Source organism: Paenibacillus terrae (assembly GCF_000943545.1).
Classification (GTDB): domain Bacteria; phylum Bacillota; class Bacilli; order Paenibacillales; family Paenibacillaceae; genus Paenibacillus; species Paenibacillus terrae_A.
On sequence record NZ_JTHP01000107.1, the window covers coordinates 1 to 13,093 of the forward strand.

The window sequence follows — 13,093 nt, forward strand, 5'->3', positions numbered from 1 at the left end:
ACATTGGTACTGGCACAGCTCATTCATGTGTTCGATTGCCGCAGTTCCCGTTCTATTTTCCACCGCAATCCATTTCAAAATAGTTATCTCGTACTTGCCGTGCTGTCTTCGGTAGTACTGATGCTGGTGGTTATGTACGTACCTGTACTGCAACCTATTTTCAAAACGGTTCCGCTCGGCTTCCGCGAATGGGCGCTTTCCATTGTCGCTGCCGGCATTCCGACCTTCCTGATGGGGGCGGGAAGCGTATGGGGCGGCAGACGCAACCGTCGTCGTGGCGGGCATACGCGCTTCGCTCCGGGACGCACGAAGTTTTCGGCGTAAGCTCCCGGCTCAAGCCGGGAACAGACCTATATGCATCACTTTTCCCTTTTTGCCCCGTATGCTATCATGGAACCAAAGCTTCATAAGGAGCATGAGATTAGCAGCAACGGCGGGGGGAAGCTATGGAATTCACAAAAATGCACGGATTGGGTAATGATTTTATCGTTTGGTTTGGGTATCAGGAATTGCCGCCTGAAGCTTCGGAATTGGCTGTTCGGCTGTGTGACCGACATTTTGGTGTCGGCGCTGACGGTCTGGTATATATATTGCCATCTGAAAAAGCGGATTTCTGCATGCGCATTATCAATTCGGACGGCTCGGAGGCTGAGCAATGTGGAAATGCCATCCGTTGTGCAGCCAAATATGTGTATGACCGCAAGCATATCAACCGTGAGCAGATCACGATTGAAACGCTGGGTGCAGGTGTGCAGCAGGTCGAATTGACCGTAGTGGACGGACTTGTACGTCAAGTGAAGGTCGATATGGGAGAACCGATTCTGGATGGCTTGAAAATTCCAACCACGCTGGATCTGGCTAGTGTCATCAACCAGTCCATCGAAGCTGGAGGCAGCGGCTTTCGTTTTACAGCTGTATCCATGGGCAATCCGCACTGTGTCATTTATGTTGAGGATGCATCTGGCTTTGATCTGGAAGCCTGGGGGCCGAAGCTGGAATGCCACCCGCTGTTCCCTAAAAAAACAAATGTCGAGTTCGCTACGGTACGAAGCCGGGACCACATTGACATGAGAGTATGGGAGCGGGGAGCCGGGCCTACGTTGGCATGTGGAACTGGAGCCTGTGCTACGCTTGTGGCGTCTGTATTGAACGGATACAGCGACCGCCGCGCGATTGTCAGCCTGAAGGGCGGAGATCTGGATATCGAATGGAACGAGAATGACAATCATGTATATATGACAGGTCCGGCTGAGGTTGTGTACGATGGACGTTTGTCCTGAAATAAGCGAATACAGCATGCGATAGAGGAAGATTGGGATAAGTGTGATGAAGACCTTAGCGGGTCTTCTTTTTTTCGCCTTTTTTCGTATAAAATGTAGGAAATGCGGGGAGCGAAGCAACATTCTGTCTTTTTTTGACGTCTGAACCATGTATAATATAGAAAATGAGAAAACGATAAGGAGGCCGTTCATGGTGCGGAAATTTCGTTGGATTTCAGCGTTTGCAGCCCTTATATTTGTAGTCGCCGCGCTTCCGGCTCAGGCCGCGACCGTTCCTGCTACTATGGAAAAAACGACTGATAAGCAGGTCGGCTCGTTAACCCCTACTGTCGTGAACCGTTTGGAAAAGGCAGTACAAGAACTCATCGGTACGAAGACGGCATTTCAATTTGACGATGTGACGGATATGGGTAAAACCTGGATTGTCGAGGGCGGGCTGGAGGATGGGACAGCTACGTTTCAGACGGAATATAATAAGGAAAAAAACAGAGTGGATTCTACAACCGTTCGATATAAAATAAGCAGCTTGGCAAAGGCGATGGATGCGCCACTCAAAACTAAAGTGCTGAACAGCGCCAAAGCGTTTGACAGCAAGCGTCCTATGCAATTTGAGGCATTCTGGCGGGTCAAATCCCCTTACCAGTCTAACAAGCCTTCGAATTATTGGGTATTCTGGGGTGCAGGGGAAAAGGCTTCCTCGTTGTACGTTGATGTGGATCGCGGCAACAGCATCACTATTAATGCCGACTACCCGCTGAAGCAGGTGGACCCTGTGTTGCTAAACCGTGCAGCGAACAGCTTCAAGCGCGTTATCGGACAGCGTATCACGGTGCAGCATGCTTCACGTTACAAGGACGAGGCAAAGGGGCTTTCTTATTGGTCGTTTGAGGATGCAAACGAGGCGAGTGAGGTCAAAATTGGCGCAGTAACCGGCAAAGTGCTGGCTGTATCAACCTTTGGGGTGGACTGGAACGATGACGCGGATTTCAAAAAGTCGTTTACCAGCCCTAAATATACGGCCTCTGAAGCTTTGAAGCTGGTCAAGCCCAAGGTCCAACTGTTATTTAACATTAACTTATCCGATTATAATGTTGAAATCCAAGGGAATGCATATACATTTTCCAAAAAACAAAAGGGGACGCCCTCTATTGTGGGTAAAGTGAATAAAAAAGGAATTTTTTACGCATTCTCTCTTCATTCTGCTGATGGAAAATTGCAATAAAGGTAATAGAAAATAGCAATGATAAGTCAAGTTGCTTCGCTCCTGATCGCATAATAATGGGGAGTGGGGCGGCTTTTTTTGTTTTTGGCTTATGTTTGCAGTCTCTTTATGTTACATTAGTATGAAAATAAAGAGCGGGGTGGAGAAGAGGACATGAAACCGGATTTGCGTACTGTGCTGGATCGTGAAATTATTGTCGGAGACGGCGCAATGGGAACCTTTTTATATCAGCTTGGATTTCCGGTAAATACGTCTTACGAAGAGCTGAATATCACGTCGCCTGACGTCATATCAGACGTGCATCGTCAATATGTACAAGCGGGAGCACGGTTGCTGGAGACCAATACGTTTTCTGCAAACGATTATAAGCTGGCCCGCTTCGGACTGGAATCCAAGGTGGAAGAAATTAACCGTGCCGGGGTGAGAATTGCCAGAGCAGCGGCTGGCCCGGAGCACTATGTGGTGGGTGCGGTAGGCTCCATATGCGGTGGCAAACGGCTTAATATATCAAAGGTAGAGCTGGCACGTAACTATGATCAGCAGATTGATGCACTTCTCTCCGAAGGGGTGGACGGCATTTTGTGCGAAACGTTCTATTCGCTGGATGAAGTGCGCATTGCCCTTCGTGGTGTACGTAAATATAGTAATATCCCGGTGATTTGTCAGTTTGCGGTCGATCAGGTAGGGCGTACACAGGATGGATTTTCGGTGGCGGAGGCTTTTACGGTGCTGCGAAATGAAGGGGCGGATATCCTCGGATTTAACTGCCACTCTGGCCCACAGGGGATTATGAGTGTGATGGAGCAGTTGGACGGTCCGCTGTCTGTACCGCTGTCCGTATATCCTAATGCGGGTCTGGCGGATTATGTGGATGGTCACTATGTGTATGGTGCATCGCCTGAATATTTTGGGGAATGCGCTGCTTCCTTCGTAGAGCTGGGTACGAGAATCATCGGTGGCTGCTGCGGCACCACACCAGAGCATATCACAGCGATTTCAAAAGCTTTGAATGGTTTGCAGCCGCCTCCTCTGGCTCCAAGAGAGATACGGACAGATGCGCCAGTCATTGTGGCTGAGCCGGAACAGATTGCACGTGAAGGGGAACGGGGCAACGGTAGAAACGCCAGCGAACCCAACATTGTGGAATTGGTCAAGGAACGGCATACGGTGATTGTAGAGCTTGATCCTCCGCGCGATCTGGACATTACACGGTTCATGCAGGGGGCACAGGCACTGAAAGCGGCCGGGGCCGACGCGCTTACGCTGGCAGACAATTCACTTGCGGTTACTCGCATGAGCAACATGGCGCTTGGACATTTGGTGAGCCTTGAAACGGGCTTGCGCCCGTTAATTCATATTGCCTGCCGTGACCGTAACCTGATTGGTACCCAGTCCCATATGATGGGCTTTGATGCGCTGGGCATTGATCATGTATTGGCCGTTACAGGAGATCCGGCGCGGTTCGGTGATCTGCCTGGTGCCAGCTCGGTGTATGATATGACTTCTTTTGAAATTATACGTATGATCAAGCAGTTGAATGACGGTATCGCTTTTTCCGGCAAGCCACTCAAGCAAAAAGCTAATTTTGTGGTGGGTGCCGCTTTTAATCCCAATGTCAAGCATTTGGGCAAAGCTGTGCAGCGGCTGGAGAAGAAAATTGCTTCCGGCGCGGATTACATTATGACCCAGCCCGTTTACGACCGCGAACTGATTATATCCATGGCGGAACAGACTCGTCATTTGGAGGTGCCGATTTTTATCGGTATTATGCCGCTGGCCAGCGGGCGCAATGCGGAGTACTTGCACAACGAGGTGCCCGGCATTCAGTTGTCCGACGAGGTTCGTGCGCGTATGTCTGGTCTGGAGGGTGCAGAAGGCCGCGCAATGGGCGTGACCATTGCCAAGGAACTGCTGGATACGGCGATGGAGCATTTTAACGGTATCTATTTAATGACTCCATTTATGTTCTATGAAATGACGGCGGAGCTGACTTCTTATGTATGGCAAAAATCCGGCCGTGTGCAAGCCCCCTTGTTTCGACTATAATAATCAATTACAATAGTATAATGGATGTGATGCCGATGTCATTGAGTATGACCGGATACGGTCAAGCCATCCTTCATTATGAAGGCTATAAAGTGCGCTTGGAGCTGAAATCGGTGAATCACCGCTATTGCGAAGTGATGATGAGGATCCCGCGCGAATGGACTCGTTATGAAGATGGCTTGAGAAGAACGGTTCAACAGCAAATCAAGCGCGGCCGTGTCGACGTCTTCATTCACAGGGAACGTGATGAAGAACAGATACCCGCCGCACGGTTGAATGACACTGTAGTGCAGGCTTATTTGCATGCAGCGGAGCAGCTGGCGGATCGGTACGGCGTGAAGGGAACGTTGGGTATAAGCGACATTCTTGCGTTGCCTGACGTTCTGGGTGAGCCTGGTGAGGCTTGTAATGGAGACGAAGAGGGCTGGGGAGAGCAGCTTCAGCAAGCTCTGAATGAAGCATTGCAGGGACTGCTGGACATGAGAAGACGAGAAGGCGGGCATTTGGCGCAGGATGTGGAATCCCGTATTTCGCGTTTGGAATCCCTGCATCATGAAATGACTGTGCTGGCTCCTCATGTTGTGAGCGACTACCGTAACAGGCTAAAACACAGACTTATTGAGCTTCAGGATGGTTCATTTACGCTTGATGAGCATAAGTTCGGAATGGAGATTGCTTTATTCGCGGATCGCAGCAGTATTGATGAGGAGCTTACCCGGCTTCAAAGTCACTTTGGGCAATGCAGGGGATTACTGCTGTCGGACGAGCCAGCCGGTCGCAAATTTGATTTTTTAATCCAGGAAATGAACAGGGAAGTCAACACGATTGGCTCCAAGGCTAATCATCTTACGCTAGTTAATTTAGTCGTCGAGATGAAGGCGGAGCTGGAAAAAATTCGTGAGCAGGCTGCAAACATCGAGTAGCTACCTGGTAGCGGCACGGCTGCAATAGTCACATGTATAGGGGGAAAGACCTGAATATGGCAATCAAATTGATCAATATTGGTTTCGGCAATATCGTGTCGGCCAACCGAATTATCTCCATCGTCAGTCCGGAGTCTGCTCCGATCAAGCGGATTATACAAGAAGCTAGGGACCGTCATATGTTGATTGACGCTACCTATGGCCGCCGGACACGGGCTGTTATTATAACGGACAGTGATCATGTGATCTTGTCTGCGGTGCAGCCGGAAACGGTCGCTCATCGACTATCCACTAAAGATGATGACAATGACGAATAAAAATGGAGTGTACTATGGCTAAGGGATTATTATTTGTATTATCCGGACCTTCGGGTGTCGGCAAAGGAACGGTAGGCAACGCACTGCGTGAAAAACTGCCGGAATTGACATACTCCGTTTCCGCGACAACCCGCTCGCCCCGCATGGGTGAACAGGACGGAGTTAACTACTTTTTTAAGTCGCGTGAACAGTTTTTGGGCATGATTGAACGGGATGAGCTGCTGGAGCATGCAGAGTATGTCGGTAACTATTACGGCACTCCGCGTGATTTTGTAGATCAGACGCTTGCGCAGGGAAAAGATATTTTTCTGGAGATTGAGGTTCAGGGAGCGCTCAAAGTGAAGGAGAAATTTCCTGATGGCATTTTCATTTTCCTGCTTCCGCCTTCGCTGGATGAATTGAAGGATCGGATTCGGGGACGGGGTACAGAAACTCAGGCAACCATTGATCACCGCATGTCGGTAGCTGTGGATGAAATGAATCTGTTGCGTCACTATGATTATGCGGTTGTCAATGATGAGATTGATTTCGCTTGTAAACGAATAGAATCCATTATTATCGCCGAACATTGTAAGGTCCATCCATAAACGAGGACTTTACATATGCCAAGCGTATTTAAAGAGAAAATTACTATACAAGCTGAACTCGGAAATGTACACTGGAGTTCAGCTTGTATAGTCCCAAAACTACATGAAGAGGTGTCTATTCGTGCTGTATCCTTCCATTGATGAAATGATGAAAAAGGCAGATAGTAAGTATTCGTTGGTTGTAGCGGCTTCACGCCGTGCCAGACAGTTGCGCGAGGGTGAGAAGACGACTCTCAAGAATCCTAAATCCCACAAGCAAGTTGGAGTGGCGTTGGAAGAGATCTACGCGGATCATTTGCGTCTTGAAAGTGGCGAAGACGAATAAGAATTATAGACAATTATTATAACCGGGCGCAATGCCAATTCCTTTGACAACCGCAAGGTTGTTATTTTTTTCGGTCAGGGGGAGTTAACGATGTTGAAGGGGAAAGTTATTATTCTTGGTATTACCGGCGGAATTGCAGCTTATAAAGGGGCTGCGCTGTGTAGTAAGCTAACGCAAAAGGGAGCCGAGGTTCATGTCATTATGACGGCATCCGCGAAGGAGTTTATTACTGAGCTTACGCTTCAGTCGCTCTCTCGTAATCCGGTATATAGTGACACGTTTGATGAAAGAGAACCGTCCGTCGTATCCCATATTCATTTGGCGGACAAAGCGGATCTGGTGTTGGTTGCTCCTGCAACCGCGAATATCATCGGGAAAATGGCGAATGGACTCGCTGATGATATGCTGTCCACAACTTTGCTGGCTACGACAGCACCTGTCATGGTAGCACCTGCTATGAACGTGCATATGTACACTCATCCCGCAGTAATGCAAAACATGGAGACGCTCGTATCCCGCGGTGTCATGATGATTGAGCCGGGTGAAGGATTGCTTGCTTGTGGTTATGTTGGCAAAGGGCGGCTGGAAGAGCCGGAAACCATCGTACAAACGGTAGAACGGTTTTTTGAACAGCAAGAACAGGAAAGTAAGGGCGTCACCAACAAGCCGGAGCCACGTTGGTTTGGCGGAGAAGCCGTGGATTCGGGCAGACAATCGCAAGATTCGCTGCTGAATGGCGATGAACGGTTGCTGTCAGGCAAAAAAGTGATTGTAACCGCTGGAGGCACGATCGAGAGAATTGATCCGGTACGTTATATTACGAATGACTCTTCCGGTAAAATGGGCTTTGCCATCGCAAAAGTGGCTCAGGAGTTGGGTGCCGATGTGCATTTGATTGCTGCAAATACAAGTGCGGAGCCTCCTGTGGGCATTTCGATTGAAAAGGTTCAGTCCGCTGACGACATGTATAGCGCTGTGCTCAGACAGTGGGAAGAGAGCGATTTGGTCGTGATGGCTGCTGCGGTTGCAGACTATCGACCGCGTGAGGCGGCACAGACCAAGATCAAGAAGAAGGATAGTACATTTACACTGGAGTTAGTGAAGAATATCGATATTCTGGAGTCACTCGGACGAAGCAAGAAGCATCAATTTTTAATCGGCTTTGCTGCGGAGACCGGGAACCTGGAGACGTATGCCATGGATAAGCTGGAGCGAAAAAATTGTGATCTTCTGGCGGCTAACGACGTAACTGCTGATGGAGCAGGCTTTGGCGTCGATACGAACGCTGTACAAATTTATGACCGTGGCGGAATGGTAGAACGTATTCCTGTGCAGTCAAAGGAAGAAGTAGCGCGTAAGCTCCTTACGATAGCGGCTGGACGTATGGGTGGGGTGTTGCATTAATGGAAATGGGCAATTTAGTTGCCAAAGTTATTGTAGATGTGCCCGCCAAGGATACGGATCGTACCTTCGATTATCTGATTCCTGAGTCGATGCGGCCATGGATTGAGCCGGGTAGCAGGGTTGCAGTGCCGTTCGGCAAACGGACGGTGCAGGCTTTTGTCATCTCGGTAGTACCGGCCGAGGAGCCGCCGAAATATCGGATGAGGGCGATACAGGAGCTGCTGGATTTAGTACCGCCCCTGTCTCCGGATCTGGTAGAACTGGGTAAATGGATAAGTGAACGCTATGCCTGCAATCAAATTATGGCGCTGCAAGTGATGATTCCTACAGCGTTAAAGGGCAAGGCCGAACGTTATATTTCTATCGCTCAGCAGCATGAGTTCACAGATCATCTGCCTGCTGCTGACGTTTTGAATTACGGTTCAGAAGCGGATACACATCGAGCCATGCAGCCGGATATGAGGGGAGAACCCGAATGGGCTCTTCTGACCGACGATGGTATGAGCGACCCGGCTGAACGCCAGATTGTCAGCTTTATTCAGGAGAAGGAGCAAGTCCCGCTTCAGCAGTTAAGCCGCCGTTTCCCCGAAGAAGCAGAGATTATTAAATCGCTGTTGCGCCGGGGGGTGCTTCAGGAGAGTCAGGTTATTAAGGACAAGCTTGGCAAGAAGACCATGAAGGCCGTGGATTTGGCTATCGGCATAGAAGAGGCATCAGCGGCGCTGGAGCAGTTTTCCGCCAAAGCGCAGCGTCAGCGGGAGGTACTTGCTTTTTTGCTGGAACGCAGCGAGTTCCTGCCCCTGCCGCTGAAGGAAGTCATGACCTCGCTTAGTGTATCAGCCGCAACGGTCAAGGCGCTGGAGGATAAGGGCTATGCGGTGCTTGAGGATGTAGAGGTGTTCCGCGATCCTTATCGGGGTAGAAACTTCAAGCCTACGAAGCCGTTGCCGCTCACCGAAGAGCAGCAATACGTGTATGAACGGATCATCCGGCAGCTGGATACGCGGGAGCAAGGAGCTTATTTGCTGCATGGAGTTACGGGCAGTGGTAAGACGGAAATTTATCTACAGACGATTCAACGCTGTATTGAGCAGAATCGTCAGGCGATTGTGCTGGTTCCGGAAATAGCGTTAACACCGCAAATGGTAGAGCGTTTTAAAGGTCGCTTTGGCGATCAGGTCGCGGTGATGCACAGCAGACTGTCCGGTGGCGAACGTTACGACGAGTGGCGCAAAATACGCGAAGGCCGTGTGAAGGTGGCGATTGGCGCCCGTTCGGCTGTATTTGCGCCTTTTCGTGAACTTGGCCTTATTATTATGGATGAGGAGCATGAAACCTCCTATAAGCAGGAAGAGACACCCAAATACCACGCGCGTGACGTGGCTGTACGCAGAGCCCATCAGCATGGGGCTGTGGTTATTCTTGGCTCAGCTACGCCGTCGCTGGAAAGCTATTATGCGGCCCGCTCGCAAAGCAATGACGAGTTTGCGCCGCTGCTTCTTGAAATGCCGACTCGCGCACTGGGGAACTCATTACCCGAGGTGCATATCATGGATATGCGCGAGGAACTGCGTGCTGGCAACCGTTCCATGTTTAGCCGCGCATTGCATAACGGAATCGCAGAGCGGCTGGAGCGTAAGGAACAGACAGTATTGCTGCTGAATCGGCGCGGACATTCTACGTTCGTCATGTGTCGTAGCTGCGGTTATGTGGCGGGTTGCCCGCATTGTGATATTTCGCTCACATATCATCAGCGGTCAAACAATTTGCGTTGCCATTACTGCGGTTATTCTGAGCCCGTGCCTCAGGTTTGCCCAGAATGCGGTAGTGAGCATATTCGCTACTTTGGCACTGGTACTCAGCGAGTGGAAGAGGAACTGGCAAAGCTGTTTCCCGGTATACGTGTCGTGCGGATGGACGTCGATACAACGACGGAGAAAAATGCCCATGAAAAGCTGCTCAAGCAATTTCGTGATAAAAAAGCGGATGTACTGCTCGGCACCCAAATGGTTGCCAAAGGGCTGGACTTTCCCGATGTAACGCTGGTAGGTGTCATCACTGCGGATTCGGCGCTTAATTTACCGGATTTTCGGGCTGCGGAAAAGACATTCCAGTTGTTAACACAGGTAGCCGGACGGGCCGGGAGGCATCAATTGCCTGGGGAAGTGTTCGTGCAAACCTATACACCGGAACATTACTCGGTTATTCACGCGAGCCGGCACGACTACGGTTCTTTTGTCAGGGAAGAGTTAAAACACCGTCGTAATCTGCATTATCCACCGTATTGCCGTCTCATTTTGGTGACCTTCTCTCATGAACAGCTCCCGGTGCTGGTTCGATTGGCTGAGAACTATTCAGCCACTCTCCAGGGGAGGGCGAGACAAAGGGGCTGGTTCGGCAATATGGATCGGCTTACATCGGATGTGCTTGACATTTTGGGGCCTGTAGCTTCACCGATTTCGAGAATCAAGAATAGATACCGATTTCAATGTATGATAAAATGGCGTGGAAATATAGATGCGATTGGTCTGGCCCAGCAGGTAGCTGATGAAATGGCGGAATCCGCACAGGCCCAAAAGCTGCTGATCAGTCTGGATGTCGATCCGCAAATGCTTATGTAGCGTATGCGCAAAAGTTTTCGGCACAGTTAATGCGGACAAGCCGTCCGTACATAGGATAATGTAGCAGTCGCGCTTGTTGTGAATACGACGAAGCTTAAATGAAGGATAAAGAGGAAGGTGTTCTATTGTCATGTCAATTAGAATTATAGTGTTGGAACCGGATGATGTACTGCACAAAGTAGCAAAGGAAGTTACTAAAATTACGCCTAACGTGCAAAAGCTGCTCGACGATATGGCAGATACCATGTATGAAGCTGAGGGAGTGGGCCTTGCTGCTCCACAAGTAGGTATTTTGAAGCGTCTAATCGTTGTGGATGCCGGGGATGAGCACGGTTTAATTAAAATGATTAATCCTGAAATTGTGTCCGAAGAAGGCGAGCAATTTGGTGCGGAGGGCTGTTTGAGCATTCCTGGCTTAAATGGTGATGTGCGTCGTGCCGAGAAGGTAACTGTCAAAGGGCTGGACCGCGATGGTAAGGCGATTACAGTGACAGCGACCGGATTGCTTTCTCGTGCTTTTCAACATGAAATTGACCATTTGAACGGAGTTTTGTTCACGGATATTGCAGAAAAAGTATATGAGGTTGCTCCGGAACAGCCAGGACCGAACCGTCAGACAGGAGAGTGAGGTTCGATGAGTCAAGACATTCGTATCGTCTTTATGGGCACGCCGGATTTTGCTGTGCCTTCGTTGAACATGCTGCTGGACAATGGCTACAACGTAGTCGGTGTCATTACGCAGCCGGATAAGCCGCAGGGACGAAAAAAAATATTGACGCCTACGCCAGTCAAGGAAGCAGCGGAGAAGCGCGGGTTGCCCGTGCTTCAACCGATCCGCTTACGCCAGCCGGAAGCGGTGGCTCAGGTGGCGGAGCTGCGTCCGGATCTGATCGTAACAGCGGCTTATGGGCAGATTTTGCCTAAATCCGTATTGGACTTGCCCCGTTTCGGCTGTCTTAACGTACATGGTTCGCTGCTTCCTCGTTATCGGGGAGGGGCGCCAATCCAGCGTGCCATTATTAACGGCGAAACCGTTACAGGTGTAACGCTGATGTATATGGCGGAAGGACTGGATACCGGCGATATGATATCGCGGGTTGAGGTTGCTATTGAACCGGAGGATACATCCGGTACGATTTTTGAAAAGCTGAGCATAGCTGGAGCAGAGCTTTTACATGATGAGCTGCCTAAGCTGCTGGCAGGGCAATCGGGTCGTACGCCGCAAAACGAGGAGGAGGCAACTTACGCTCCGAACCTGAACCGCGACGATGAGCGTATTCCGTGGAATGACAGTGCGCAGCAAATATACAACCGGATTCGTGGGCTGGTTCCGTTTTCAGGTGCATTTACGCTGTGGGAAGAAAATGTTTTTAAAATATGGGCGGCTGAGCAGCCTTCCATCCATAGTGATGCAGATGGTGCAAATGCCCCGGCATCCGGGACAGTTCTGCAATTGACTGCCCGTGGCATTGAAGTACAGACGGGCAATGGTACCATATGGCTGACACAGGTGCAGCCGGCAGGCAAGAAGGTTATGGAAGCCGGGAACTTTGCGCGTGGCGGCCAGATGAAGCCGGGCACGGTGCTCGGGTGAGCGGCGGTCACTCCCGTCAGGGAGGCCAAGGCAGGGAGGCTGGTGCCAGAGCAGGCAAGACTCGTAACCAGACGGCTAGGGAAGTTGCACTGGACGTACTGACAGGGGTTGAGCAGGAGGGTGCATACAGTAACCTTGAGCTGAACCGCCGACTTCAACAGGCAGGTTTGTCCGCGAGTGACGCTGGCTTGGCGACGGAACTTGTATACGGTACAGTTGCACGCCGGAATACGCTGGATTATTTTTTGAACAAGTTTGTTCAGAAAGGAACGGCCAAGCTTCAGGCTTGGGTACGTTCGTTGCTGCGAATGAGTGTGTACCAGATCGTATATCTGGATCGTATCCCGGATCATGCAGTCGTTAGTGAAGCAGTTACCATTGCCAAGCGGCGTGGACACCAAGGGATTTCGGGTATGGTCAACGGCGTGCTGCGCAGCATGCTGCGTGAGCCGGACAAGCTTCGTATTCCTGACGGGCTGTCAGCCGAGGAACGGATTGCATTGGAGCATTCCCATCCACAGTGGCTGGTTAAGCGCTGGATCAAGCAATACGGTGTGGATATTGCGGAAGCCATCTGCCGCGCTAATAATGAGCCACCTGCGGTCAGCGTGCGGGTGAACACGACAATGACCAGTCGTGATCAACTCTTGAACGAGATGATTGCGAAAGGGGTGGATGCTGTTCCATCAGCGGTTAGCCCTTACGGAATTGTCGTTCGCAGCGGCGGAAATATGGCGCTCACTTCCTGGTATACAGACGGTTTAGTCGTCGTGT

Annotated in this window: 13 protein-coding genes; all 13 read left to right on the forward strand. The window is 50.4% G+C overall.

The window, feature by feature from the left end:
* On the forward strand, positions 1-324 hold a 324-nt coding region (locus tag QD47_RS27410; RefSeq protein WP_044649098.1), incomplete at its 5' end, for a cation transporting ATPase C-terminal domain-containing protein.
* A gap of 122 nt (positions 325-446) precedes the next feature.
* Complete coding sequence (gene dapF / locus QD47_RS27415; RefSeq protein ID WP_044649099.1) at positions 447-1,280, forward strand: diaminopimelate epimerase; 834 nt, start codon at positions 447-449, stop codon at positions 1,278-1,280.
* A gap of 193 nt (positions 1,281-1,473) precedes the next feature.
* Positions 1,474-2,502, forward strand: a complete 1,029-nt coding sequence (locus QD47_RS27420) for a hypothetical protein (RefSeq protein ID WP_044649107.1) — start codon at positions 1,474-1,476, stop codon at positions 2,500-2,502.
* 153 nt (positions 2,503-2,655) lie between these two features.
* A complete protein-coding gene (locus QD47_RS27425) occupies positions 2,656-4,548 on the forward strand; it encodes a bifunctional homocysteine S-methyltransferase/methylenetetrahydrofolate reductase (protein ID WP_044649100.1) in 1,893 nt (630 codons plus the stop codon).
* A 35-nt stretch (positions 4,549-4,583) separates the two neighbouring features.
* The gene (locus QD47_RS27430; RefSeq protein ID WP_044649101.1) at positions 4,584-5,471 is read left to right on the forward strand and encodes a YicC/YloC family endoribonuclease; all 888 of its coding nucleotides are present in this window, start codon (positions 4,584-4,586) and stop codon (positions 5,469-5,471) included.
* A gap of 56 nt (positions 5,472-5,527) precedes the next feature.
* A complete protein-coding gene (remA, locus tag QD47_RS27435; RefSeq protein ID WP_005548256.1) occupies positions 5,528-5,788 on the forward strand; it encodes an extracellular matrix/biofilm regulator RemA in 261 nt (86 codons plus the stop codon).
* 14 nt (positions 5,789-5,802) lie between these two features.
* Positions 5,803-6,375 carry a guanylate kinase gene (gene gmk / locus QD47_RS27440; RefSeq protein ID WP_044649102.1) on the forward strand — a complete coding sequence of 191 codons (573 nt, stop codon included), beginning with the start codon at positions 5,803-5,805 and terminating at the stop codon, positions 6,373-6,375.
* A 121-nt stretch (positions 6,376-6,496) separates the two neighbouring features.
* Positions 6,497-6,700, forward strand: coding sequence for a DNA-directed RNA polymerase subunit omega (gene rpoZ / locus QD47_RS27445; RefSeq protein WP_013310893.1), 204 nt, complete (start codon positions 6,497-6,499; stop codon positions 6,698-6,700).
* A gap of 90 nt (positions 6,701-6,790) precedes the next feature.
* Positions 6,791-8,104, forward strand: coding sequence for a bifunctional phosphopantothenoylcysteine decarboxylase/phosphopantothenate--cysteine ligase CoaBC (gene coaBC / locus QD47_RS27450; RefSeq protein ID WP_044649103.1), 1,314 nt, complete (start codon positions 6,791-6,793; stop codon positions 8,102-8,104).
* Positions 8,104-10,725: a primosomal protein N' gene (priA, locus tag QD47_RS27455; RefSeq protein ID WP_044649104.1), complete on the forward strand. Its 2,622-nt coding sequence runs from the start codon at positions 8,104-8,106 to the stop codon at positions 10,723-10,725. The genes coaBC and priA overlap by 1 nt, the downstream gene beginning before the upstream one ends.
* Before the next feature lie 130 nt (positions 10,726-10,855).
* Complete coding sequence (def, locus tag QD47_RS27460; RefSeq protein WP_014282297.1) at positions 10,856-11,353, forward strand: peptide deformylase; 498 nt, start codon at positions 10,856-10,858, stop codon at positions 11,351-11,353.
* Positions 11,354-11,359: 6 nt separating this feature from the next.
* Positions 11,360-12,319, forward strand: a complete 960-nt coding sequence (fmt, locus tag QD47_RS27465; protein WP_044649105.1) for a methionyl-tRNA formyltransferase — start codon at positions 11,360-11,362, stop codon at positions 12,317-12,319.
* Positions 12,316-13,093 (forward strand): transcription antitermination factor NusB (locus tag QD47_RS27470; protein WP_044649106.1); only part of this gene is annotated, 778 nt, incomplete at its 3' end. The genes fmt and QD47_RS27470, both read left to right, overlap by 4 nt.

What these genes read in the sequence shown, in the direction of transcription:
- dapF (WP_044649099.1), top strand. Translation starts at nt 447, where the DNA reads ATGGAATTCACAAAAATGCACGGATTGGGTAATGATTTTATCGTTTGG.
- QD47_RS27425 (WP_044649100.1), top strand. Translation starts at nt 2,656, where the DNA reads ATGAAACCGGATTTGCGTACTGTGCTGGATCGTGAAATTATTGTCGGA.
- QD47_RS27430 (WP_044649101.1), top strand. Translation starts at nt 4,584, where the DNA reads ATGTCATTGAGTATGACCGGATACGGTCAAGCCATCCTTCATTATGAA.
- remA (WP_005548256.1), top strand. Translation starts at nt 5,528, where the DNA reads ATGGCAATCAAATTGATCAATATTGGTTTCGGCAATATCGTGTCGGCC.
- gmk (WP_044649102.1), top strand. Translation starts at nt 5,803, where the DNA reads ATGGCTAAGGGATTATTATTTGTATTATCCGGACCTTCGGGTGTCGGC.
- coaBC (WP_044649103.1), top strand. Translation starts at nt 6,791, where the DNA reads ATGTTGAAGGGGAAAGTTATTATTCTTGGTATTACCGGCGGAATTGCA.
- priA (WP_044649104.1), top strand. Translation starts at nt 8,104, where the DNA reads ATGGAAATGGGCAATTTAGTTGCCAAAGTTATTGTAGATGTGCCCGCC.
- def (WP_014282297.1), top strand. Translation starts at nt 10,856, where the DNA reads ATGTCAATTAGAATTATAGTGTTGGAACCGGATGATGTACTGCACAAA.
- fmt (WP_044649105.1), top strand. Translation starts at nt 11,360, where the DNA reads ATGAGTCAAGACATTCGTATCGTCTTTATGGGCACGCCGGATTTTGCT.